The organism is Sporosarcina sp. 179-K 3D1 HS (assembly GCF_047228905.1).
GTDB lineage: Bacteria > Bacillota > Bacilli > Bacillales_A > Planococcaceae > Sporosarcina.
Genome location: NZ_JBFEGI010000001.1, coordinates 341,109 through 365,788, shown reverse-complemented (window position 1 = coordinate 365,788; position 24,680 = coordinate 341,109). Strand labels below are relative to the sequence as shown.

The window sequence follows — 24,680 nt, the reverse complement described above, 5'->3', positions numbered from 1 at the left end:
GCGTGTATGCGCTGCGTTCCATAATCGATTTACAATCTAAAAAAAGATTGCGTGCTGTGTTCGTATTCTTTCTCATTCTACTTTTGAGTGTGGTAGGGAAGCTATTTTATAGCCAAATCTTAAAGCATGAAATATTAAAAGAACGCGCAGAAGCGAACTGGGATCGTGAAATTCCTTTTGGCGGGATCCGGGGAGAGATTGTCGATCGCAATGGCAATCTGGTTGTCGGTAATCAGTTAGCGCCCACATTATATTTCATGCCATCCCAAAATGATGACATTGAAAGTACGTCCCGTACGCTCGCTGCCATCCTGGAGGCCGATCCAGAGAAGCTCGAAGAGAAAATGTCCGAAAAGGCGTATATGGTCAAGTTGGCACCTGAAGGAAAGAATATAACACAAGAACAAGCTGAGGAAGTTGCAAAGCTCCAATTGGATGGCCTTTATACAGGGGTCGATTTTGTAAGGCATTATCCGAATGGTGAATTGCTGTCCAGACTGATTGGATTCACCGGCTATGACGGCGACGGCCTGGCCGGAATCGAATATGCCTATGATGAATTCCTGCGGGGCACCGGCGATAAGATCCGATTGTTCACGGATGCAAAAGGGGTGCCCCTCCCTCATGTGGATGACGGATTCAAGACGGGCAAACAAGGGGCTTCCGTCGAATTGACAATCGATATCCGGATGCAAAAAATTGTTGAGCGTGAACTGTCACAAGCGATGGAGAAATATGATGCCGAACAGGCGCTGTCCATTGTCATGAACCCGAAAACAGGTGAAATTTTAGCTCTTGCTTCCGCTCCAACCTTTCATCCAGCAGATTATCAGAAGGTGGATCCAAGTATCTACAACCGGAATTTGCCCGTTTGGATGACATTTGAACCCGGGTCCACATTTAAAATTGTGACCTTGGCGGCAGGGCTGGAAGAGAATTTGATCAATCTCCACCAGGAGCATTTTTACGATCCTGGCTATACGATGGTTGCAAATGCCAGACTGCGTTGTTGGAAACGGGAAGGTCATAAAGATCAAACATTTTTAGAGGTCGTCGAGAATTCGTGTAACCCGGGCTTTATTGAAATCGGCCAGCGGCTTGGAAGTGAAAAACTTTCCAAATATATCCGGGCTTTCGGGTTTGGCGAGTCAACGGGGTCTGGGATTGCAGGAGAAGCAAATGGTATTTTGTTCTCTCAAGAAGCATTCGGACCTGTTGAGCAAGCGACGACATCATTCGGCCAAGGGATTTCTGTGACGCCGATCCAGCAAGTTCAAGCAGTGGCCGCGGCGATCAATGGGGGATATTTATACCGTCCGTATATTGTGAAAGAAATTACGGATTCTAAAGGAAATACACTACAATCATTTGAACCGGATATGCGGCGGCGTGTTATTGGAGATGAAACCTCGAAGCAAGTGAGAGAAGCGCTTGAGTCGGTTGTCGCAAATGGTTCAGGCCGCAATGCGTTCACTGACGGTCTACGCGTGGGCGGAAAGACGGGGACTGCCCAGAAAGTCCAAGATGGTCGCTACAAGGACGGTGACTATATTGTCTCGTTCATCGGCTTCGCCCCGGCGGATGATCCGGAGCTGCTCGTCTACACGGCCGTGGATAGCCCGAAAAATTCCGTCCAGTTTGGCGGTGTCATCGCTGCTCCAATCGTCGGCCGGATTATCGAAGAGATTGCTCCATTGGCTGGCATTTCCAAAAGAGAGGGTCAAATCGAGAAAGAATATAGGTGGGGGGATGCTCTCACCCATAGGGCACCTGATTTGACCGGTATGACAAAAGGAAAAATCATGAGTCAGCTGCATACGTATCGCATCCAATGGCATGGTTCCGGAGAACAGGTAAAATATCAGTTGCCTGCTCCTGATACGTTGATTACGATAGAGGATGTCATTCACGTCTACACAGAATGAATGATGAATTGCAAAGTCTGGCACGACAGGAAATCCTTGCCGTGCCAGTAGATAGAAGGAGAAAAGAACATGACACTCGCCACGACTTTGACTGCCATCTCGGCAGCATTTATTGCTTCGGCAATACTTGGAGTTTTCATACTTCCGATTTTACGAAGGATGAAATTCGGACAGAGCATCCGGGAGGAAGGGCCGGAATCCCATCAGAAAAAAGCCGGAACCCCAACGATGGGTGGCCTGATCTTCATCGGCTCGATCATTATATCTACACTGGTCTTATCATCGCTATACGATGTGATGACGACGCAGACCATTGTTCTCTTGATCGTCTTTGTAGGTTTTGGGATCATCGGCTTTCTGGATGATTTCATCATCGTCGTACTGAAGAGAAACTTGGGATTGACATCACTTCAAAAGCTGGCTGGCCAAATCATTGTTGCCATTTTGGCGTTTTTCTTATTAAAGCTTGGACCGTTTGACACGACTGTCAAATTGCCATTCACGGACTTTACAATTGAGTTGGGCGTATTTTATGTAGCGTTCCTATTGTTTTGGCTTGTCGGCTTTTCCAACGCCGTCAATTTATCGGATGGTTTGGATGGACTCGTTGCCGGAACATCTTCCATCGCATTTGGAGCTTTCGGAGTTCATGCGTTGTTGTTCGGTCAGCTGGATATCGCGATGTTCGCTTTCGTTGTGACGGGCGCGATGCTCGGTTTTCTATTATTCAATGTCAAACCGGCAAAAGTGTTCATGGGGGATACGGGTTCATTGGCCCTCGGGGGAGCATTAGCGATGATTTCGGTGCTCATTAAACAGGAGTTCCTGCTCCTCGTCATTGGTATTGTCTACGTCGTTGAAACATTGTCGGTCATCATTCAAGTGATTAGTTTTAAAACAACAGGCAAACGGGTATTCAAGATGAGTCCGATCCACCACCACTTTGAATTATCCGGCTGGTCGGAATGGAAAGTCGTCCTCGTATTTTGGGGCGTCGCCTTTCTGGCTGCGATCGTACCTGTCATGTTGGAGGTGATGTAAATGAAGAATCAGGAATCCTTCAAGGGATTGAATGTCCTCGTTCTCGGTCTCGCTAAAAGTGGCGTAGCCGCAGCCAACTTGCTGCATTCGCTTGGCGCGGTTGTGACGGTGAATGACGCATCGCCTGAGGAAGGCAATGTAGAAGCGGAATTGCTACGCGAAGCCGGTATCTCCGTCCTGTGCGGCGGACATCCGCCCGGAATTTTAGATAAAGGCTTCGGTCTGGTTGTCAAGAACCCCGGTATCCCATACCAGAATCCGGTCGTTCAAGACGCACTCCAGCGTGGAATCCCTGTATGGACCGAGATAGAACTTACATATCGAATTAGTGAGGCTCCGATTATTTCCATCACCGGGTCAAATGGGAAAACGACAACGACGACACTATTATTCCACATGCTCAATATTGGAAAGAAAAAACCGTTAATTGCGGGGAATATCGGAACGGTCTCCTGTTCGGTCGCTGAAAAAGCGAAGGAAGATAACATCATTGTCTTGGAAGCTTCTTCATTCCAATTAATGGGGACAGAGTGTTTCCGACCGAAAATCTCGATATGGATCAATTTGTATGACTCCCATTTGGATTATCACGGCTCATTCGATGCGTATGCGGATGCAAAGTTCGCCATTACGAAAAATCAATTGGAAAGCGATTATTTCATTTACAACGCCGATCAACCGGAAATCGGGAAATTTGCTGCTTCCACAGCCGCGACGAAAATTCCTTTTTCCTTGAAGGGAAGAACGGACTTCGGAATTTCGGCGGATGACGACAATATTTATTGGAATGGGGAGCCTTATGTCTCCCGTTCAATCATCATGCTGCCGGGTCAACATAACTTGGAAAACATTCTCTCCGCTACAGCAGCTGCAATTTTATCTGGCTGTGATAAAATTGCTATCGAGAATGTACTCAGTTCCTTCACCGGTGTCAGGCATAGAATGCAGTTCGTCAAAGAATGGAAAAGCCGGAAATTTTACAACGATTCCAAAGCTACCAACACGCTAGCAACGAAAAGCGCATTAACAGCCTTTAAAGGGCCTATCGTACTTCTTGCGGGCGGCTTGGATCGCGGTCATTCATTCGAAGAGCTTCGGCCCTACATGTCGAACATCAAGGCGGTTGTCTGCTTGGGGCAAACAGCTGAGAGGTTTGCAGAATTTGCGGCTTCCTGCGGCGTTCATGACATCCTGATCTCGGAAAGCATGGAGGATGCGGTCCACAAGGCGTTTTCATTGTCTTCAGAAGGAGATACGATCTTACTTTCGCCTGCGTGTGCCAGTTGGGATCAGTACCCAAGCTTTGAAACACGGGGCGACCATTTCATAGAGGCTGTCATGCATTTGTAACAGACTGTGATATTTGCTAGTAATTATCGGAAGGATGCGTTCACTGGACAGGAAGTTATCAACGGCTTTTATCGTTTCAGCTATGGCCCTATCTCTAATCGGATTGGCCTTCGTACATTCTGCCGGTTCCTATTGGGGAATGATAAGATATGCAGATTCTTCGCCATTCATCGTCAAGCAAGGAATTTATATGGCAGTTTCAATTGTCATCGCATTCGTTATCATGAAAAGCCCTTGGACGTCAAATACACGTGCATGGACCGTATTCTACTATGGCACGATTATTTTATTGGCACTCGTTCTCGTTCCTGGCATCGGGGCTGTCCGAAATGGATCGCAGAGCTGGATAGCACTTGGACCGTTCAGTCTGCAGCCTGCCGAATTCGTCAAGGTGGCCCTCGTGGGAAAGCTTGCTAGCGGCATTCGGAAAAGCGGCGGAAAACAAAAGATCCAGCTAAGCCATTTCGGATTAATCCTTCTTCCTGCAACCTTAATTATGATGCAGCCCGATCTTGGCTCAGCTGTCATTATGATCGTATCCGCATTTGTCATTCTTTTCATAGCGGGCTATCCATTGTCCTTTTTTGCCATTCTCGGGATGACGGGCATCGGTGCGTTTGTTGCTTTGATCGCCACTGCTCCTTACCGGATCGATCGGATCAAATCATATATCGATCCTTGGAGCGATCCCCTTGGCACAGGGTTTCAAGGGATTCAATCCTTATTTGCGATAGCGCCGGGTGGGTTATTCGGGCATGGATACGGAAACAGTCGCCAAAAGTATCTGTATTTGCCCGAACCACAAAATGACTTCATCTTCTCGATTATTGCGGAAGAAACTGGTTTTATCGGGGCAACCTTCGTCCTTTTCCTATTTGCTGTCCTGCTATTGGCGGGGTTCGGCATTGCGATCCGGACGGTTGGCCGTACTGAATTTCTAATTGTTGCTGGAATGGTAACTATGATCATCTTTCAAACTTTCTTGAATGTCGGAGTCGTCACCGGGCTTCTGCCGGTCACCGGAGTGACATTGCCTTTTATAAGTTATGGGGGTTCCTCCTTAATGACGACTTGGATGGCTGCAGGTACCATACTTCATTTTGCGAAAGTGAAAAATTACGGATGAAAGGGGGAACAGAATGGATAAAGTCATTGATATAGAAGAGCGGATCCCTTCCATGCGAAAGAAGAGGCGCAGAAGAACAAATAAGAAATTCCTCTCCATTTTGGCTATATTCGTTCTCGCCCTTCTTGCCATCCTTTATTTTCAATCATCCTACAGTAAAGTGGACCGGATCCAGGTGGTAGGGGCGCAACTGCATGATTCGGAAGATTACATAAGGCAAAGCGGTCTTCAGGAAGGGGATCCGATCTGGGGGTTCAATTTGGAGGAAGTTGAGAAAGCCGTCTCGGGGCTGGATGGTGTCCAAAAGGCCGAAGTGTCGCGAAAATGGTTGCGCGATATAGAAATCACCGTAACCGAATGGAAAACGGTTGCCTATTTGTATGATGGAAACCAGTACGAGCTGCTTTTAGAGAATGGGGACTTGTTCAAAGACGGAGTTAAAATGGAAAAAGAGGCGCCCATCCTCAATAATTTTGATGACGCTGCAATTCGGGAAGAAATGACCGATCAACTGCTCCAGATGGATTCGGATGTCTATGATGCCATATCTGAAATCATCTATGAAGGGACGGAAGAAGACCCTGATCGTTTACAAGTATATATGAATGATGGGTATGAGGTCCGGGCAGTTATTTCTTCATTCGCCGATAAAATGAAATATTATCCACAAGTGACGGCGCAATTGCAGGGTCATGAAAAAGGCGTCATTGATATGGAAGTTGGGACATACTTTACCCCTTTCAGTGAAATGTATGGATTGAAAGAGGAAGGTGATACCGTTGATGAAGAGAATGAATGAGGACTACAAGAAAAAAGGAAGACATATTTTGTTTTCGGTCGTATTCCTAGTTCTCGGTTTCATCCTAGCCTTCTCTTATCGGACGCTCGGAATCAATAAAGAGGAAGAAGCGGTCTACTCAGCTGAATTCATACAGGAAGAGCAATATCGCGCAAATCTTATCAATCAGCAGGAGAGGAATAAGGAGCTGTTTGATGAAATCACGGCAAAACAGGAAGAAATCCGGCAATATGAACAAACATTTTCCAAAGGGAAGGAAAATCATGCTGATCTAGTCGAGGAAGCGAAACATCTTCGTCTCCTCCTGGGCGTCATACCTACAACAGGAAACGGCGTCCGGATCACATTAAAAGACGGCGATTATGATCCGGTAGAGCAAAATCCGAATGATTACATCGTCCATGAGAGCCATGTCCTGCGCGTCGTCAATGAGTTGAAAATCGCTGGAGCACAAGGCTTGTCCATCAATGGGCAGCGGATCACATCCAATTCGTACATTAAATGTACAGGCCCGGTCATCACCGTTGACGGACGGACTTTTCCGGCACCCTTCGTCATCGAAGCAATCGGTGATATGGAGGTTCTGTCCGCTGCACTGCACTTAAAAGGTGGTGTGATCGATAGCTTGGTCCGAGATAATATCGTTGTCACAACGGAACAGTCCAAGGAGATCCGCTTGGCGGCAGTTCGAAATGAAAGTTAACCGGATGCTGGCGTAATGGATGTATGGAAAGGGTGGGTGGATGAAAAAAAGAATACAATGGCAATTTGTATTAATTCTCCTGATTGTCGGGTTCATGACAGCCGTCCAATACAATACGATGAAACATCCGGAAGAGCGGGATACGCGAGATCTTTGGGCTATACGTAATGAATTGGCGGCCGAGCAAAAGCTACACTCAGAACTATTGTCTGAAATCCGGGATTTGGACAAGACAATCGTCACGTACAAATTGCTTGGGGAGGATGACACGGGCAAGGCGCTCATGGACACAGTGGACAAGCTGTACCGGCAGGCGGGCATGACGGACATTGAAGGTCCGGGCATTTTGATTGAAGTCAAACCTTCTCCGGAAAGCATCGCTTACGGTATCCCAATCAGTGGCATATCCCCCGATTTACTTACCCGGTTCGTCAATGAAATTAACCGGTTCAAATGGGTAGCGCTGGAAATTGACGGTAAGCGGTTCACACTGTTAAGTTCCATCCGGGACATCAATGGTGTTACAACGGTCAACGGGTTAAATGTTTCCACACCCCCTTTTTCCATAAAAATCATCTCCCCTTCATTGGCGGATAGCGAAAAATTATACAATTATTTATTAGCTTCGTCGATCCATGATGATTTTTATCTCGATAATCTTATAATGGATATCGGACAACCAACCACTTCGATCCGGATTCGGAGCGGAGCGGAGGAATTTGAAAATCGGTTCTTGAAAGAACTGCCGAAAGGGGAATGACCATGTGGCTGCCATTGCTCGGGCTGATCATCGGGATCACGCTCGGTCTATTATCAGATATTCAAATACCGCAAATTTACGGCAATTACTTATCCATCGCCGTATTGGCGGCCTTGGACACCTTGTTCGGCGGAATCCGGGCACATTTGCAGGGGGTCTATGATGACAAAGTGTTTGTGTCAGGATTCTTCTTCAACATTGCGCTCGCTGCCGGCTTGGCCTTTCTCGGTGTCCACCTTGGCGTGGATCTCTATTTGGCCGCTGTCTTCGCTTTCGGGGTTCGTTTATTCCAAAATATTGCGGTCATTAGAAGGATTCTCTTAGTCAAATGGGAGGAAAGAAGCAAAGTTTCAAATGTTAAAGGTTCGGAATGAAAGGATTTAGAATACAGATGTCGAAAATATTTAGACAATACGTCTCGAATACAATAGAATGGGATGTAAGAGTCGCTATCGGAGGTGCCATGCATTGAGCCAATCACAATTATATGTTTCACTTGATATAGGTTCTTCATCGGTCAAAGTGTTGATCGGTGAAGTGGATGGCGAATCCCTGCATGTAATAGGGGTTGGGAATGTCCAATCAGCAGGAATTCGCAAAGGGACAATCGTCGATATCGACGCGACTGTCCAATCTATCCGCAAAGCGATCGACCAAGCGGAGAGAATGATAGGAATGCAGATTCGGGAAGTGATCGTAGGGATTCCCGCCAATGGAGTGCTCTTACAAGATGTGAAAGGCGTCGTGGCCGTCAACTCGGAGAACCGGGAAATTACAGATGATGATTTGGATCGAGTCATGAAATCGGCACAAGTGATGTCGGTTCCTCCTGAACGGGAAATTGTCAACATCATTCCAAAACAATTCATTGTGGATGATTACGACGAGATTAAGGATCCGAGAGGCATGATCGGGGTACGGCTCGAAATGGATGGCACACTCATTACTACTTCGAAAACGCTCGTGCATAATATATTGCGTTGTGTAGAACGCGCCGGACTTGTAATACGGGAGATCTATCTTCAGCCGCTTGCAGCTGGCACATTCGCCCTGACGGATGACGAAAAGAATCACGGAACGGCATATATCGATATCGGTGGCGGATCGACGACCATCGGCTTGTTTGATGAAGATCGCCTGAAGGCTACAGCAGTCCTGCCAGTCGGCGGGGACCATATTACAAAGGATTTATCGATAGTTCTAAAAACGCCGACCGAACAGGCAAGGAAGATTAAACATCAATACGGACATGCCTTTTACGACGACGCATCGGATGATGAACTGTTCGAAGTTCCCGTCATCGGAGCAGATTCAAAGGATCAATATAGCCAACGATACATATCGGAAATAATTGGCGTCCGATTGGAAGAGCTTTTTGAATTGATTTTGGAAGAATTGTATCGGATGGGTGTACGTGATTTGCCTGGCGGTGTTGTATTGACTGGCGGAATCACTAAGTTAGATGGGATTCTTCAACTAGCAAGACATGTATTGAAAACGAGAGTGCGTGTTCATACGCCGGAATATATCGGTGTCAGAGAACCGATGTATTCCACCGCTGTAGGTTTGATCCGGTATGCACATATGCAGGATATGTATTTTGGGCATGTACAGGATTCGCCGACGGCCACCATGGCTGCAGAGGAAACCGTTCCGTCCTCCGGCATGAAGAAAAAGGCAACCGAACGAAATAAAGAAAATAAGCCTGGGCTCATGACGAGAGCCAGAAAAATATTCGATAACTTCTTTGAGTGATTGGAAATTGAGACTTCAGTAGAGATAGGTCAGGAGGAGAAACCATGCTGGAATTTGATACGAATGTCGATGCACTAGCAGTGATTAAAGTAATCGGTGTCGGCGGTGGGGGAAATAATGCGGTCAATCGAATGATTGAGCACGGAGTGCAAGGTGTGGAATTTATCGCGGTAAATACAGATGCTCAAGCGCTAAATCTCTCAACTGCGGAAGTGAAGTTGCAGATTGGAGCAAAATTGACGCGAGGTTTGGGAGCAGGAGCCAATCCTGAGGTCGGCAAGAAAGCTGCTGAGGAAAGCAAAGAACAGATTGAGGAAGCGCTGCGAGGCGCAGATATGGTTTTCGTTACCGCCGGAATGGGAGGCGGCACCGGGACAGGAGCTGCTCCGGTCATTGCACAAATTGCAAAAGACCTCGGCGCCTTGACAGTCGGTGTTGTGACGAGACCGTTCACGTTTGAAGGACGCAAACGCTCTACTCAGGCAATCGGTGGGATTGCGGCAATGAAAGAATCTGTCGATACATTGATTGTTATTCCAAATGATAAATTGCTAGAGATTGTAGATAAAAACACGCCGATGCTCGAAGCGTTCCGTGAAGCGGATAATGTACTTCGACAAGGGGTTCAAGGTATTTCAGACTTGATTGCAGTCCCTGGTTTGATAAACCTCGACTTTGCCGATGTCAAGACGATCATGTCAAACAAAGGATCGGCACTCATGGGAATCGGGTTATCCACAGGTGAAAACCGTGCAGCGGAAGCAGCTAAAAAAGCGATTTCCAGTCCTCTGTTGGAAACATCCATCGATGGGGCGAAAGGGGTCCTGATGAATATCACCGGCGGCTCCAACTTAAGTCTTTTCGAAGTGCAGGAGGCTGCTGATATCGTCGCTTCCGCTTCGGATGAAGACGTCAATATGATCTTCGGTTCCGTCATCAATGATAATTTAAAGGATGAAATCGTCGTAACTGTCATTGCGACTGGATTCACCGAAGAACAACTGAATCAAGCGAGACCGGCCAGAAGTTCAGGTTTTGGCACAAGCCGTGTCCGTGAACAAGAACCGGCACAACAACCATCCATTCGGGATCGCCGGGAAGAAGCGCCTTCTTACCAGGAGCCGGTGCGCCAACAACAAACACATCAGCAAGAAGAAGCATTGGATATTCCAACATTCCTGCGCAACCGCCAACGCGGCAGATAAGAGAACGATTCGACTATCCAACAGGTAGATTGTCCACCTGTTGGATAGTTTTTTGTTTTTTTTTTGGCGTTCCTTCCCAGTCATCAGCAGGGGTCTGAGCGGTTGTCTGTAGTTATGATCGGTTGCGTGGAAATATGATCGGTTGTCCGGAGTTATTATCGCTCGCCCGGATTTTATTTCCCGCAGAGTATGTCGAATATTTCTCACGGACCTATCCCTAATCCGACAAACATTTCAAGCTGGAAATGCTATCGTTAACAACAAGGAGGGCGGGCGGTCTATGTACGGAGAAGTCATCGTCGGCATTAATATGCTCTTCAACTATATCATTCTGTCATTTGCCAATAAGGCGGGGCCCCACATCCAGGCAAGTCGCAGACGCCTCATTCTAGCTTCCTTTGCAGGAGCTTTCCCAGTCGTCGTTTTTCCTTCATCCGTACTCGTCATCATTCTTTCTTTCTTCAGTATGATCATATGCGCGTTCGGCGCTGCAGCGGAGAAGTGGAAAAAGTCGGCTGTCGTGGCCTTGATTGGCGGCTTGTTTGCAGGAGGAGCGTTGACGGCGATTCCAATTCGATTGGGGACAATGAATGAAACCATGTTGGTCCTCATTTATGCCAGTGCGGCTTATGTGTCTCTCGCCTATATGAAGAAAAAATGGCTTGATGTTCGGACAGCCAGTCAGCTCTCCACAATGCGCGCTTCCTCCACGCTTCGAATTTGGGATGCGGAAATGGAGGTGGAAGTTTTTGTGGATTCAGGGAATGCGTGTATGGAACCGTTGTCAGGCACTGCCGTCCATTTTGTTTCGTTCCAAGCAGTTGAGGCACACGTTCCAGAGCCGTTACGCAAGCCGTTGCTTGAATGGGACCCTTCCCAGACCAAATCGTTGGCAGCATTTCCTGACCCTTATCGGAGGACAGTCCGATTAATTCGACTGATGACGGTGCAGGGGCAATCGTGGGCGCTAGGGTTTAAATATGACCAATGGATGCTTGATAGTGGTGAAGTACTCCAACCGGGCTATATCGTATTGACTCAGAATGACCGCCGTTATCCTGAAGGAGCAGAGGCCATCCTACACAGATCTGCAATGGAATCCATTAACCGGGAAAGGAGAACAAGTCATGCTGTCTAAACTGAAATTCTGGCTATCCAAAATGTTCGGCTTACTTAAGAGAAAACAAGGGACCTACTATATCGGAGGACATGAATCTCTTCCAAAGCCGCTGACCCGGGAAGAAGAAGCCGTCACGCTCCGCGCATTCATGGAGGGGGACATGAATGCACGGGATACACTGATCGAAAAAAACTTGCGGCTCGTCGTCTACATTGCACGCAGATTCGATAATACGAACACTCATATTGAAGATTTGATTAGTATCGGCACCATCGGACTTATTAAGGCGATTGAAACATTTAAAGTGGATAAGAACATTAAATTGGCAACATACGCCTCGCGCTGCATTGAAAATGAAATTCTTATGCATTTGCGCAAAACAAATCGGACACGCTCCGAAATTTCTTTTGATGAACCGCTAAATTCGGACGCAGATGGCAATGAATTATTATTGTCGGATATTCTTGGAACGGATGAACATATTATTATTGATGATGTTGAAAAGAAAATTGAAAGACAACATATGATTGAAGCGATCAGCACGCTGGATGAACGAGAGCGCTACATTATGGAGTGCCGCTTCGGTTTGACTGGTCAAATCGAAATGACGCAAAAAGAAGTGGCAGAACTCCTTGGGATTTCCCAGTCTTATATTTCCCGACTTGAAAAGAAAATAATCTCCGACTTACGTGATCGTTTGAACCATCCGATCGCTTGATGGTTGAAATTGGCGGAACACTCTCCGCATATTCTGAACGGCTGCGGATACACTACATTCTACAGTCATCACAGAATGCGGAGGCAGAGAAAATGGTACGTACAAGAGTAGAGATATGCGGAATCGATACATCTGAATTGCCATTACTCACGAACGAAGTCATGCGAGAAACATTCATTCGAATGCAAAATGGAGATCAAGCGGCCAGAGAAGAGCTAGTGATCGGGAACTTACGACTTGTTCTTAGTTTGGTTCAACGATTTGCCTACAGAGGGGAACAAGCGGACGACCTATTTCAAGTCGGGTGCATTGGTCTGTTAAAATCAATTGATAATTTCGATCTCAAACATAATGTCCGGTTTTCAACTTATGCAGTCCCGATGATTATCGGTGAAATTAAACGACATTTAAGGGATCACCATGCGGTCAGGGTATCCAGGTCGCTCCGGGATATCGCCTATAAAGCGATCCGGGCAAAAGAACAATTTATCAATGATCATCAGAGAGAGCCGAAAATATCGGACCTCGCGGAAGCGACGGGAATTCCGGAAGATGATATCCTGTTTGCGCTCGACGCTATCCAGGATCCAATGTCTCTCCATGAACCGATGAACGGTGATGGCGGCGATCCGGTATTCATGATGGACCAGCTTCAAGATAAAACCGTCTCCGAGGACAGATGGCTGACCTATGTGTCAGTAAAAGAAACTGTAATGACCTTGGATGAAAGGCAACAAAAAATCCTTTCAAAACGGTTTTATTTAGGTCAGACACAAACCGAAATCGCCAAAGAACTTGGTATTTCTCAAGCGCAAATATCAAGACTGGAGAAAAATGCAGTAAAGATCATTCGAAATGGAATTGAACAAAAGACTTGATGGAGAAGGCTGTCCCCGAAATACGTTGGGGGCGGCTTTTATTTGTAATCGTTTTTTTCTGTTTGTTGCATATATTCAATAAAGGGGGGATTTTATGAGATTTACAGATATCCAAAAAAAAGAAGTGATTGATGTGGAAAAAGGCGCTTTCCTTGGTTATATTCAAGATGCTACGATCGATACCGCGAATGGCAAGGTAAAATCTTTGCATGTCGGAGGGGGAGAGCGCAGCGTTTTTTTCGATACACGGGACAAGGAAGTGAAAAAAGTACCGCTTGAGGACATTGCCACAATTGGAAAAGACATTATCCTCGTCGGCCGAAAAGGCACGGAAAAATGACTTATCATTGATATGTCTAGGTTCCCTTGTTACAATAATAAGAAAGAAAGATGAAAAGTAGTGATGACAGTGGGTAACGTTCAACAGAGAATTCAACATATTGAAAATAAAATACAAGAAGCATGTGATCGTACAGGGCGGGACCGTTCTGAGGTGACAATTGTTGCAGTGACAAAACAAGTCTCAGCTACAAGGGCTTCCGAGGTATTAGCTGCGGATATTCACAATCTAGGAGAAAACCGGTCCGAGGGATTGCTGGAAAAACAAGAAGATATAACAAATGGAGCAATCTGGCATTTCATCGGAAATGTCCAAAGCAGGAAAGTGAAAGATATTATTGATCGGATTGATTATTTACATTCGGTGGACCGTCTAAGCATCATCAAGGAAATTCAAAAGCGCGCGACTAAAACAATCGATTGCTTCGTGCAAGTCAATGTGTCGGGGGAAGCTTCCAAATCTGGCATATCGCCATCAGAGCTCCAGCAGTTCATTGAAGAAGCGGCGGCCTATGATAAAATCCGGATTGTCGGCTTAATGACCATGGCTCCTTTTACAGAGGATCAGGAGATCATTCGTCAAGTGTTCCGTTCGCTTCGGGAACTGCGGGATGAAATGGCAGCTCAGCAATGGAAGCATGCCCCATGTACAAAATTATCAATGGGTATGTCCAATGATTACATCATCGCTATTGAAGAAGGTGCAACCCACGTCAGGATCGGTACGGCACTTGTCGGAGCAGAAAGCGAGGTAGACACATGAGTATCAAAAAGAAATTTGAGAAATGGTTTTACCTTTATGATGAAGAAGAGGAAGAAGTGGAAGAACCCGTCCGTCGGGAAGAGCGCCGTCCGCCACAAGAACAACCGAGAAGAGTGGCGCCTGTCAGAAAGCAACCGACCGGGGAAACTCAACAATCGGCAACAGTCGTCAGCTTACAAAGCATCCAAAAGTCTTCCAAAGTGGTGCTGATCGAACCACGGGTCTATGCGGAAGCACAGGACATTTCCGAGCATTTAAAGAATAAAAGGGCGGTTGTGGTCAATCTCCAACGGATCGAGCGTGACCAAGGGATTCGGATTGTCGATTTCCTAAGCGGCACAGTCTATGCCCTTGGCGGGGACATCCAGCGGATCGGCACGGATATTTTCCTTTGCGTGCCTGATAATGTGGAAGTCGCGGGTGCCATTTCCGATTATTTTGAACGATGAAAATTTGAATGAGGTGTACGTTTACTAATGGCAGCGATTATTCTACTACATGATGCAATCATGGGGGCAATTCGAATCTACTCGATCCTCCTTATCATTTATATTTTAATGTCATGGGTGCCAGCATCGAGGGAAACGAAGTTTGGTGAATTCCTAGGCAAGATTGCGGAACCATATTTGGCTTTTTTCCGGAAGTTTATTCCGCCGCTTGGTATGATCGATATTTCACCGATCGTAGCGCTTTTCTCTTTGAATTTTATTTCTATGGGAATCAGCGAAATATTTAATTTGATTCTCTCCTCACTCAGGTGAGGATTTTTCTTTAAGGAGCCGAAACCAGATGATGGACACGATTTGGCAGCATTTCAGAAAAGATGAACAGCCTTTTATCGAGATGGCAACGGGCTGGGTCCGTGAAGTGGAAAACACGTATAGTCCTAAATTGACCGGTTTCCTGGACCCGAGGCAGCAGTTTATTGTGGAATCGTTGGCCAGGAGTGTCGGGATATTGGTCAGTTCTTATGGGGCCTTTCAAAATGCGGAACGACAACGAATTCTGCTCTATCCTGACTATTTTGTACCTGAGTCGGAAGATTTCCAAGTAACCGTCTTCAAGGTGGTCTATGCTGCGAAGTTTCTAACTTTGGAGCATCGCGACATATTGGGTTCCTTGCTATCCGTCGGAATCGACCGTTCCAAATTCGGCGATATCCGGTTATCCGATGAAGATGTCCAGTTTTCAGTAGCTCGTGAAATAAAGGATTATGTCACGGTTAACCTGACATCGATCGGAAAAGCAAAGGTGACTCTGGAAGAAGTACAAGCAGCAGAAAACTGGATAATGACGAACGAAACATGGAAGGAATCGTCCCATACAGTCAGCTCCCTCCGGTTGGATGTCATCGTAGCAGCCTTGATGAAAGCATCTCGCCAAAAAGCGGCATCACTTATTCACGGGGAACGGGTGAAAGTGAATTGGACCGTTCGTGATCAGCCTTCTTTTGAATTGCAGGAATCGGACATATTATCAATTAGGGGGGGCGGCCGATTTAAAGTGATGGCGATTGAGGGCAGGACGAGAAAAGACAAACTTCGGTTGGTGATCGGAAAGTTAGAGTAGTTTTCTGATAATAGGGCGAAATGCTGCTGTTTTCCGGCCGGTCTACCATGTATAATGGTAAAAGCGAATACAGTGAAGGGGAGATGCTTGGATGGCGCTTACACCGCTTGATATACATAATAAAGAATTTGGCCGCGGTTTTCGTGGATATGACGAAGACGAGGTAAATGAGTTTCTGGAACAATTGGTCAAGGATTATGAGAATATCCTGGAAGAAAACAAGCAATTAAAAGAGAAATTGAAGCAGTCACAGGAGCAGATTTCCCATTTCAACACGATTGAGGAGACGCTGCAGAAGTCGATTTTAATTGCGCAGGAAGCGGCGGAAGACGTTCGCCGAAACTCGATGAAGGAATCGAAACTGATTGTCAAAGAGGCCGAGAAAAACGCGGATCGGATCATCAACGAAGCCCTAACCCGTGCCCGTAAGATTTCGGTGGAAATCGAGGATTTAAAAAAGCAATCCAAAGTGTTCCGGAATCGTTTCAAAATGCTGATTGAAGCTCAACTAGATTTGATTAACATGGATGATTGGGACCAACTCCTCGTGTATGAAATGGAAACAGAGCGACTAGAGGTTGCGGCAGATCAGGAAAACTGATTCATCTGAATGCGGCGGTTGTACAAACACCCGCTGCGCTGCATTCAGATGAAGCCTCCGGCGGATGTCACGGATTTTTTAGGGGAAGTTTTCGAGCAAGCTCGAAAAAATCCGGACACAATTACGCCGAGGCGTAATTGATACTTGACCGAAACGGTTTCCAACCATATAATTGTGCATATATTCACAACAAGCGTTGAAAGAGAAAGTACTTTCCAAATTTCTGCATAGCGAGCCAGGGGCGGTGAAAGCCTGGTCAACGAATTGGAAATGAAAATCACTCTTGAGCTGGATGGCGGAACGATAGTACGCGATCCCGGATACACCCCGTTATGGTGTCTGAGTGGCCGCAATTTTATATTGCTGCAAGTAGGGTGGTAACGCGAGAATAGAGCCTCGTCCCTTTTTTGGGGGCGGGGTTTTTTTATTTTCATTCGCCCAAAGAAATCAAGGAGGAAATGAAATGGATTACAAAGATACATTGCTCATGCCGAAAACGGAATTCCCGATGCGGGGGAACTTGCCGAACAATGAGCCGAAAATGCAGGAAAAATGGGAAGAGATGGATATCTACAAAAAAGTGCAGGAGCGTACAAAGGGCCGGCCGTTTTTCGTGTTGCACGATGGACCACCATATGCAAACGGCGATCTGCATATGGGACATGCACTTAACAAAGTGTTAAAAGATATGATCGTTCGTCATAAGTCGATGACCGGCTACCACGCGCCGTACGTACCGGGGTGGGATACACACGGGTTGCCGATCGAGCAGGCGCTCGTCAATAAAGGAGTCAAACGCAAAGAGCATTCCGTTGCTGAATTCCGTAAAATGTGTGAAGACTATGCGTACAGCCAAATCGATAACCAGCGCAACCAATTCAAACGGATCGGAGTGCGGGGCGATTGGGAGAATCCGTACATCACTTTGAAGCCTGCATTTGAAGCACGTCAAATTCAAGTGTTCGGCGACATGGCGAAGAAAGGCTATATCTATAAAGGACTGAAACCGGTCTACTGGTCTCCATCAAGTGAATCGGCTTTGGCAGAGGCGGAAATTGAATATCAGGATAAGAAATCTCCATCCATTTACGTCAGCTTCCCGGTGAAGGACGGCTTAGGCGTCCTTGATTCCGATGTGCAGTTCATGATTTGGACGACGACGCCATGGACGATTCCAGCAAACCTCGGCATCTCCGTCCACCCGGAATTCCAATATGTCATCGTCAAAGTGCAAGAGCAGAAGTTCTTGATTGCCAAAGAATTGCTTGAATTCGTCGCGAAAGAGATCGGTTGGGAAGACTATTCAGTGGAGCGCGAGCTGAAAGGATCTGAGTTGGATCGCATTGTAGCGAAGCATCCGATTTATGATCGGGATTCACTCGTTATGCTTGGAGAGCACGTCACAGCCGAAGCGGGGACTGGTTGTGTCCATACGGCACCGGGACACGGGGAAGATGACTTCTATGTATCCAAAGCATATGGAATCGATGCACTATCGCCAATCGATGATCGTGGCGTCATGACATCCGAAGCACCTGGCTTTGAAGGGCTGTTTTACGAAGATGCAAATAAAGCCGTTACAGAAGCGCTTGAAAAAGCGGGCGCCCTTCATCATCTATCCTTTATCACACACTCGTATCCGCATGACTGGCGCACGAAAAAACCGGTCATCTTCCGCGCGACTGCTCAATGGTTCGCTTCTATTGAGTCGTTCCGGGATGAATTGCTGGAGGCGATCCGCAATACGAAGTTCACGCCTTCTTGGGGTGAAACACGCCTATATAACATGGTCCGTGACCGTGGAGACTGGTGTATTTCGCGTCAACGGGTATGGGGTGTTCCGATCCCTGTATTTTACGCGGAAAATGGGGAGGCAATCCTTACGGATGAAACCATCGAACATGTCTCCAATTTGTTCCGTGAACATGGATCGAATATTTGGTTTGAGCGCGATGCCAAAGATCTATTGCCGGAAGGGTTTACGCATGAAGGAAGCCCGAATGGCAAGTTTACGAAAGAGACGGACATTATGGACGTCTGGTTTGATTCAGGCTCTACCCATCAAGGAGTACTCGACGAGCGGGACGATCTTGTCTATCCGGCTGATCTGTATCTCGAAGGATCCGACCAATATCGCGGTTGGTTCAACTCTTCCCTTACAACAAGTGTTGCCATTAATGGGCACGCTCCTTATAAAGGCTTGTTGAGCCATGGCTTCACTCTGGATGGCGAAGGACGGAAGATGAGTAAATCACTTGGAAACGTCATTGTGCCGGCTAAAGTGATGAATCAGCTAGGTGCAGATATTTTACGTCTTTGGGTTTCCTCCGTTGACTATACGGCCGATGTTCGGGTGTCTGACTCCAACTTCAAACAAGTATCGGAAGTGTACCGGAAGATCCGGAATACGCTCCGCTTCCTTCATGGGAATACGTCGGATTTCAATCCGACAACGGATACGGTCGCTTTCGAAGATTTACGTCCTGTCGATCAATACGTCTATATCCGCCTGCAAGATTTGATTAAAGAGGTTCGTGAAGCGTATGATCATTATGAATTTGCGGGTGTGTACCATGCGGTGAACAACTTCTGTACGGGCGAGCTTAGCTCGTTCTATCTCGATATCGCCAAAGACGTCGTCTATATCGAGGGCGTGGATCATCCGCACCGCCGTGCAATGCAGACGGTGATGAATGAATCTCTCTTAGCGTTGCTGAAATTGCTAACGCCGATCTTGCCGCATACAACAGATGAAATGTGGGCCTACCTAGAGCATGTCAGCGAGGAAAGCGTCCAGCTGACGGATATGCCAGAAGCGCAAGACGTTGGCGAAGAGGCGAAGCAGCTGCGCGAACGGTTCTCCACACTGATGTTAGTCCGCGACGACGTATTGAAAGCATTGGAAGAAGCGCGGAATGCAAAAGTAATCGGAAAATCTCTCGAAGCGAAAGTGACTGTGGCACTTCCTGAAAACTTGCAAGGGGTATTCGCTGCAGAGGATATTGACTTTGCCCAATTCTTCATTGTCTCCCAATTTGCGGAAGGTGCAATCGATCAAATGCCGGAAGAGACGTTGAAACTGGATACCGTCAGTGTGCTTGTCGAGAAAGCGGACGGAGAAAAATGTGATCGGTGCTGGACGATTTCCGAGACAGTCGGATCGGTTGAAACCCACCCGGAATTATGTTCACGTTGCGCTGATGTAGTGAATAAATATTACGCATAATGCAATAGGAGAAAGCTGCCCGAGTAGCCGGATTAGGCGCGGGCGGTTTTTTCTTTTTGCAGGGGATTGTGTGCAGAAACTTTAGGTTATGAGCGCTTGTGGAGAAATATGAGCGACCCACTGAAATTAGGAGCGGTATCGGGAGAATAAACTCGACCGGTTACAGCAGTAGTAAAAAGTGAAGAATCTACAAAGCCTAGGAAAGCGTACCTGTCGCTCTTATGGTAAAATAAAATCGATACTGTCGGACGGAGGTTGTGGGATTGCTCATATTTTACGGAGTGGCGGCATTCGTGATCGTCTTGGATCAATGGACGAAATGGCTTGTCGTGCAAAACATGAAGCTTGGCGAACGGATCGGTATCGCGGAGCCTTATTTGGGGCTACTCTCCCATCGGAACCGGGGAGCAGCTTGGGGAATGCTTGAAGGTCAAATGTGGTTATTCTATATTGTGACGGTCATCGTCATTGCCGGAATCATTTATTTTTTTCATAAAGAAGCGAAAGGGTATCCATTATTTAAACTAAGCTTGATGCTTTTATTGGGCGGAGCCATTGGGAACTTCATCGACCGACTTTGGCGAAAGGAAGTCGTCGATTTCGTGGATGTGTTGATACCCGTCATCAATTACGACTTTCCAATATTCAATGTGGCGGATGCTGCGTTGACGGTAGGTGTGGTTCTGATCATGTTCCATCTTTTCATGGATGAAATGAAGAATAAGAAAAAGGAAAAGGTGTCCTGAATGGGAAAAATTGAAATTGAAATTACGGCGGAGCAGAAAGGGGCCCGGATCGACAAGGCACTGAGTGATCTTCAGCCTGAATGGTCCAGAACGCAAATTCAGCAATGGCTGAAGAACGGACTCGTCTTGGTAGGAGATAAGCCGGTGAAGCCAAATTACAAAGTGAGTCCGGGCGAGATCGTTATGGTGGATGAGCCGGAACCGGAAGTGCTGGATGTTATTGCAGAAGATTTAAATTTGGACATCGTGTATGAGGATCAGGATGTCCTGGTCGTCAATAAACCCCGGGGCATGGTCGTTCACCCGGCTCCCGGCCATATGAACGGGACGGTTGTAAACGGGTTGATGTACCATTGCACCGATTTATCCGGCATTAATGGCGTACTTCGCCCCGGAATTGTCCACCGTATTGATAAAGATACATCCGGTTTGCTCATGGTGGCAAAGAACGATCAGGCGCATGTCTCCCTTGTAAATCAATTAGTGGAAAAAACCGTGACTCGGGTATACACAGCGCTAGTTCATGGCCATATCGCGCATGATAATGGGACGATTGATGCTCCAATCGGCCGTGATCAACGGGACCGGCAAAGCATGGCCATTGTGGATAAAGGCAAACATGCCGTCACCCATTTCAAAGTGCTGGAACGCTTCGGCGATTATACACTCGTCGAATGCCGATTGGAAACTGGAAGAACCCATCAAATCCGGGTTCATATGAAATATATCGGCTATCCGCTCGTCGGCGATCCGAAATATGGCCCGAAGAAAACGATTGATTTTGGAGGGCAAGTCCTTCATGCGGGCACGCTGGGCTTCATTCATCCTTCCACTGAGGAATATCTCGAGTTCACGACCCCCTTGCCTGAAGACTTCCAGCAGCTTCTTGATGAGTTGAGGGAAGGTAAAGTTTGAGTGAACACCTTAGAAAATCTATGCCGTGCAGATTCTGTTGACAATGTTTCAGGGGCGGGGTATACTGAACCAAGCAATTGAATAGCGATACCTTTAAAGACAGTCCAGAGAGGCTGGGAAGGTTGCACGGAAGTGTACAGGTGAACTGTTGCGCACAGTTTCATTGTACCGTTTTTTCTGCACGTATACCCTCCCGCCTATGAAGGCAGGAGGGTTTTTCGTAGTTGATTTAAAAACGGAGGGCAGGGCCATGACGGAAAAAGCAAATATATTAGATGAGCAGGCCATCAATCGGGCGATCACGCGCATTGCCCATGAAATTATCGAACGCAACCGCGGCATTGATGATTGCATACTCGTCGGAATAAAAACAAGAGGGGCGTTTCTTGCGGAACGGCTTGCAAAGAAAATCGAACAAATTGAAGGAAATTCGATTTTAACGGGAGAGCTCGATATCACATTGTATCGCGACGATCTCATGTTAAAACATGGAACGAATGAACCGCTTGTACAAGAGGTGGACATTCAGCATGATGTCACAGACAAGAAAGTCGTGCTTGTCGATGACGTGCTTTACACAGGCAGGACAGTACGCGCTGCGATGGATGCGGTGATGGACCGGGGAAGGCCAGCCGCCATCCAACTAGCTGTGCTAGTCGACCGGGGGCATCGGGAGCTGCCGATCCGCCCGGATTTTGTTGGGAAAAACATACCGACGTCCAGCGACGAACGGGTCGTTGTCAGTTTACGTGAAGCGGACAACCTGGACAGCGTCACTATTCATGAAAAATAAAAAATCGTCGCGGAGGAAATTATAAATATGAATGGAAAAGTTCTGGATGTGCATCAAAAACCGGCAGCCGATAAATGGTTGGCGCTAAGTCTACAGCATATGTTCGCCATGTTCGGAGCGACTATTTTAGTACCGAAACTCGTTGGGCTCAGTCCCGCTATCGCACTTTTGACGAGTGGGATTGCGACCATCATCTTTGTCTTAGTGACAGGCTTCAAAGTGCCGGCATATCTCGGATCGTCGTTCGCTTTCATCGCGCCGATCCTGGCAGCGACTGAAACGGGAGGCATTGGCAGCGCGATGATCGGAAGCATGTTCGTATCGCTAGTCTACGCGATCGTCTCCCTTCTCATATGGACAACCGGTTCGGGCTGGATCATGAAATTGCTGCCGCCGGTCGTTGTCGGCCCGGTCATCATGGTAATCGGACTCGGAGTGGCGCCGGTCGCTGTCAATATGGCCAGCACGGTTCAAGTAAATGGAGAAAGTGTCTATAACCTATTGCACTTTTCAGCTGCAATGGTCACGCTGGCGTCGGCCATCATCTGCCTCATGTTCTTCCGGGGGGTTATTAGTCTGATGCCGGTGCTGATCGGTATCGTCATCGGATATATCTACTCCGGTTTTATCGGCATCCTGGATTGGGAACCGGTTCGCCAAGCTGCCTGGTTGGAAGTCCCGCAATTCTTGATTCCGGGTGTGGACTATGAATTTGTCATCACGCCTACATTGTTGCTTATCATGGTGCCCATCTCGATTGTCACCATTTCAGAACATATCGGCCATCAGCTAGTGCTCGGCCGTGTTGTCGAAAAGGATTTCATTAAAGATCCGGGCCTGAACCGTTCGATATTAGGGGATGGTCTTGGGACGCTGGTCAGTGGCCTAATGGGCGGGCCGCCAAAGACGACGTACGGAGAAAACATCGGCGTCATGGCCATCACCCGGGTATACAGTGTGTATGTCATTATCGGTGCGGCCGTGTTTGCCATCATCTTTTCCTTCATTGGTAAAATGATGGCGGTCATCCAGACGATACCGGCAGCGGTGTTAGGAGGGATCTCCATCCTTCTCTTTGGAATTATTGCAGCATCCGGTTTGCGCATGCTTGTCGATCATAAAGTCGACTTCGGCAATCAACGCAATTTGGTCATCGCTTCTGTCATTTTGGTCATCGGAGTCGGCGGTGCGACCATCCAATTGAGTGAAACCTTCCAAATCGGAGGCATGGCGCTTGCCGCCATCGTCGGTGTATTCTTGAATCTCGTCCTACCAGGTAGGACGGATGAAAGCTTAGCGGATGAAACTGAATAACTAATACCTTTTAACATTATCCAGTGAGAAATGGAAAGGTTCGTCGGCTGATCTTCCTATAGGAAGGATCTTCAGTCATGCTATCACGAGCCTTTCCATCAAATGGGAAGGCTCTTTTTCATCGTGTATGGTTTCAAAAATAGGAGGTATCCACATGGAACATCTAGTTTCAATGAAGCAACTATCTGAAGAGGGAATCATGGCCCTCCTCGAACGTGCGGAGATATTTAAAAAGTATGGAGGCCGAGAATTTCCTGGGAAATTCCAAGTAGCCAATTTGTTTTTTGAGCCAAGCACGAGGACAAAGATGAGTTTTGAAATGGCTGAAAGGAAACTGGGCCTGGATATCTTGCCTTTTGAATCCAGCTTTTCAAGCACCCTGAAAGGGGAAACGTTGTACGATACTGTGAAAACATTAGAAGCAATTGGTATGGACGCGCTTGTTATCCGGCATCCATATAACGGTTTTTATAAAGAACTTGTCGGTCGGACTTCCGTTTCAATCATCAATGCCGGAGACGGTTCCGGCCAACACCCGACACAATCCCTATTAGATCTGTTTACGATTTGGGAAGAGTTCGGGACGTTTAAAGGATTGAACATCCTGATTGCAGGGGATATAGCACATAGCCGTGTAGCACGTTCAAATGCGGATTCCTTAACTAAATTGGGTGCGAATGTAAGGTTCCTTTGCCCAGCCGAATGGGCGGGAGAGTTTGATAGCGTGGATAATTGGGATGAAGTGCTGGAAACGAGCGATGTCGTCATGCTTCTCCGCGTCCAACATGAAAGACATGAGTCCCATGATGTATTCACGGAGTCCAGCTACCATGAACAATACGGCCTGACGGTAGAGCGGTCGAAACAGATGAAGGATAGAGCCATTATCATGCACCCTGGTCCGGTAAACCGAGGTGTTGAAATAGCGGAGAGTCTCATTGAAAGTCCGAAATCCCGTATTTTTAAACAAATTGAAAATGGTGTTTATGTCCGAATGGCCGTATTGGAAGCCATCTTGAAAGGGAGGAATTAAT

Annotated in this window: 25 protein-coding genes and 1 other annotated feature; all 25 genes read left to right on the top strand. The window is 47.0% G+C overall.

The features are described from left to right. Nucleotides 1-11: 11 nt before the first annotated feature. The 25 genes from AB1K83_RS01810 (at nt 12) to AB1K83_RS01690 (ending at nt 24,679) form a co-directional block, all read left to right on the top strand. Complete coding sequence (locus AB1K83_RS01810) at nt 12-1,925, top strand: penicillin-binding transpeptidase domain-containing protein (RefSeq protein ID WP_413056606.1); 1,914 nt, start codon at nt 12-14, stop codon at nt 1,923-1,925. A 69-nt stretch (nt 1,926-1,994) separates the two neighbouring features. Further along, on the top strand, nt 1,995-2,966 hold the full coding sequence (gene mraY, locus AB1K83_RS01805; protein WP_413056434.1) for a phospho-N-acetylmuramoyl-pentapeptide-transferase: 972 nt from the start codon (nt 1,995-1,997) through the stop codon (nt 2,964-2,966). Beyond that, complete coding sequence (murD, locus tag AB1K83_RS01800) at nt 2,967-4,316, top strand: UDP-N-acetylmuramoyl-L-alanine--D-glutamate ligase (RefSeq protein ID WP_413056433.1); 1,350 nt, start codon at nt 2,967-2,969, stop codon at nt 4,314-4,316. Nucleotides 4,317-4,350: 34 nt separating this feature from the next. Beyond that, nucleotides 4,351-5,442 carry a putative lipid II flippase FtsW gene (ftsW, locus tag AB1K83_RS01795; RefSeq protein ID WP_413056432.1) on the top strand — a complete coding sequence of 364 codons (1,092 nt, stop codon included), beginning with the start codon at nt 4,351-4,353 and terminating at the stop codon, nt 5,440-5,442. Between the two features lie 13 nt (nt 5,443-5,455). After that, nucleotides 5,456-6,241, top strand: a complete 786-nt coding sequence (locus tag AB1K83_RS01790; RefSeq protein WP_413056431.1) for a cell division protein FtsQ/DivIB — start codon at nt 5,456-5,458, stop codon at nt 6,239-6,241. Continuing rightward, nucleotides 6,225-6,944, top strand: coding sequence for a DUF881 domain-containing protein (locus AB1K83_RS01785; protein ID WP_413056430.1), 720 nt, complete (start codon nt 6,225-6,227; stop codon nt 6,942-6,944). Before AB1K83_RS01790 ends, AB1K83_RS01785 begins: the two co-directional genes overlap by 17 nt. A 40-nt stretch (nt 6,945-6,984) precedes the next feature. Continuing rightward, nucleotides 6,985-7,704 (top strand): DUF881 domain-containing protein, encoded by a 720-nt coding sequence (locus tag AB1K83_RS01780; protein WP_413056429.1) that lies wholly within the window; start codon nt 6,985-6,987, stop codon nt 7,702-7,704. Between the two features lie 2 nt (nt 7,705-7,706). Next, nucleotides 7,707-8,078, top strand: coding sequence for a small basic family protein (locus tag AB1K83_RS01775; protein WP_413056428.1), 372 nt, complete (start codon nt 7,707-7,709; stop codon nt 8,076-8,078). A 94-nt stretch (nt 8,079-8,172) separates the two neighbouring features. After that, nucleotides 8,173-9,459, top strand: coding sequence for a cell division protein FtsA (gene ftsA / locus AB1K83_RS01770; protein ID WP_413056427.1), 1,287 nt, complete (start codon nt 8,173-8,175; stop codon nt 9,457-9,459). 44 nt (nt 9,460-9,503) lie between these two features. After that, nucleotides 9,504-10,664, top strand: coding sequence for a cell division protein FtsZ (gene ftsZ, locus AB1K83_RS01765; RefSeq protein ID WP_413056426.1), 1,161 nt, complete (start codon nt 9,504-9,506; stop codon nt 10,662-10,664). 280 nt (nt 10,665-10,944) lie between these two features. After that, entirely contained in the window at nt 10,945-11,802 is an 858-nt protein-coding gene (locus AB1K83_RS01760; RefSeq protein ID WP_413056425.1) for a sigma-E processing peptidase SpoIIGA, read from the top strand. Then, nucleotides 11,792-12,502 (top strand): RNA polymerase sporulation sigma factor SigE, encoded by a 711-nt coding sequence (gene sigE / locus AB1K83_RS01755; protein ID WP_413056424.1) that lies wholly within the window; start codon nt 11,792-11,794, stop codon nt 12,500-12,502. The genes AB1K83_RS01760 and sigE overlap by 11 nt, the downstream gene beginning before the upstream one ends. Nucleotides 12,503-12,594: 92 nt before the next feature. Further along, nucleotides 12,595-13,380, top strand: a complete 786-nt coding sequence (gene sigG / locus AB1K83_RS01750; protein WP_413056423.1) for an RNA polymerase sporulation sigma factor SigG — start codon at nt 12,595-12,597, stop codon at nt 13,378-13,380. A 94-nt stretch (nt 13,381-13,474) separates the two neighbouring features. Next, complete coding sequence (locus tag AB1K83_RS01745; RefSeq protein ID WP_413056422.1) at nt 13,475-13,720, top strand: PRC-barrel domain-containing protein; 246 nt, start codon at nt 13,475-13,477, stop codon at nt 13,718-13,720. A gap of 63 nt (nt 13,721-13,783) precedes the next feature. After that, nucleotides 13,784-14,482 carry a YggS family pyridoxal phosphate-dependent enzyme gene (locus tag AB1K83_RS01740; protein WP_413056605.1) on the top strand — a complete coding sequence of 233 codons (699 nt, stop codon included), beginning with the start codon at nt 13,784-13,786 and terminating at the stop codon, nt 14,480-14,482. Next, entirely contained in the window at nt 14,479-14,931 is a 453-nt protein-coding gene (locus tag AB1K83_RS01735; RefSeq protein WP_413056421.1) for a cell division protein SepF, read from the top strand. Before AB1K83_RS01740 ends, AB1K83_RS01735 begins: the two co-directional genes overlap by 4 nt. A 27-nt stretch (nt 14,932-14,958) precedes the next feature. Further along, nucleotides 14,959-15,243 carry a YggT family protein gene (locus AB1K83_RS01730; RefSeq protein ID WP_413056420.1) on the top strand — a complete coding sequence of 95 codons (285 nt, stop codon included), beginning with the start codon at nt 14,959-14,961 and terminating at the stop codon, nt 15,241-15,243. A 31-nt stretch (nt 15,244-15,274) separates the two neighbouring features. Continuing rightward, nucleotides 15,275-16,051 carry an RNA-binding protein gene (locus tag AB1K83_RS01725; protein ID WP_413056604.1) on the top strand — a complete coding sequence of 259 codons (777 nt, stop codon included), beginning with the start codon at nt 15,275-15,277 and terminating at the stop codon, nt 16,049-16,051. A 91-nt stretch (nt 16,052-16,142) separates the two neighbouring features. Next, complete coding sequence (locus AB1K83_RS01720; RefSeq protein ID WP_413056419.1) at nt 16,143-16,652, top strand: DivIVA domain-containing protein; 510 nt, start codon at nt 16,143-16,145, stop codon at nt 16,650-16,652. A gap of 187 nt (nt 16,653-16,839) precedes the next feature. Continuing rightward, nucleotides 16,840-17,059, top strand: a binding site (T-box leader). 56 nt (nt 17,060-17,115) lie between these two features. Beyond that, on the top strand, nt 17,116-19,878 hold the full coding sequence (ileS, locus tag AB1K83_RS01715; protein WP_413056418.1) for an isoleucine--tRNA ligase: 2,763 nt from the start codon (nt 17,116-17,118) through the stop codon (nt 19,876-19,878). Nucleotides 19,879-20,141: 263 nt separating this feature from the next. After that, the gene (gene lspA, locus AB1K83_RS01710; RefSeq protein ID WP_413056417.1) at nt 20,142-20,624 is read left to right on the top strand and encodes a signal peptidase II; all 483 of its coding nucleotides are present in this window, start codon (nt 20,142-20,144) and stop codon (nt 20,622-20,624) included. Next, the gene (locus AB1K83_RS01705; RefSeq protein WP_413056416.1) at nt 20,625-21,539 is read left to right on the top strand and encodes an RluA family pseudouridine synthase; all 915 of its coding nucleotides are present in this window, start codon (nt 20,625-20,627) and stop codon (nt 21,537-21,539) included. Nucleotides 21,540-21,789: 250 nt separating this feature from the next. Then, nucleotides 21,790-22,332 carry a bifunctional pyr operon transcriptional regulator/uracil phosphoribosyltransferase PyrR gene (gene pyrR, locus AB1K83_RS01700; RefSeq protein ID WP_413056415.1) on the top strand — a complete coding sequence of 181 codons (543 nt, stop codon included), beginning with the start codon at nt 21,790-21,792 and terminating at the stop codon, nt 22,330-22,332. A 27-nt stretch (nt 22,333-22,359) separates the two neighbouring features. Further along, complete coding sequence (locus AB1K83_RS01695) at nt 22,360-23,646, top strand: uracil-xanthine permease family protein (protein WP_413056414.1); 1,287 nt, start codon at nt 22,360-22,362, stop codon at nt 23,644-23,646. A gap of 154 nt (nt 23,647-23,800) precedes the next feature. Beyond that, complete coding sequence (locus tag AB1K83_RS01690) at nt 23,801-24,679, top strand: aspartate carbamoyltransferase catalytic subunit (protein ID WP_413056413.1); 879 nt, start codon at nt 23,801-23,803, stop codon at nt 24,677-24,679. The last annotated feature ends 1 nt before the right edge of the window (nt 24,680 follow it).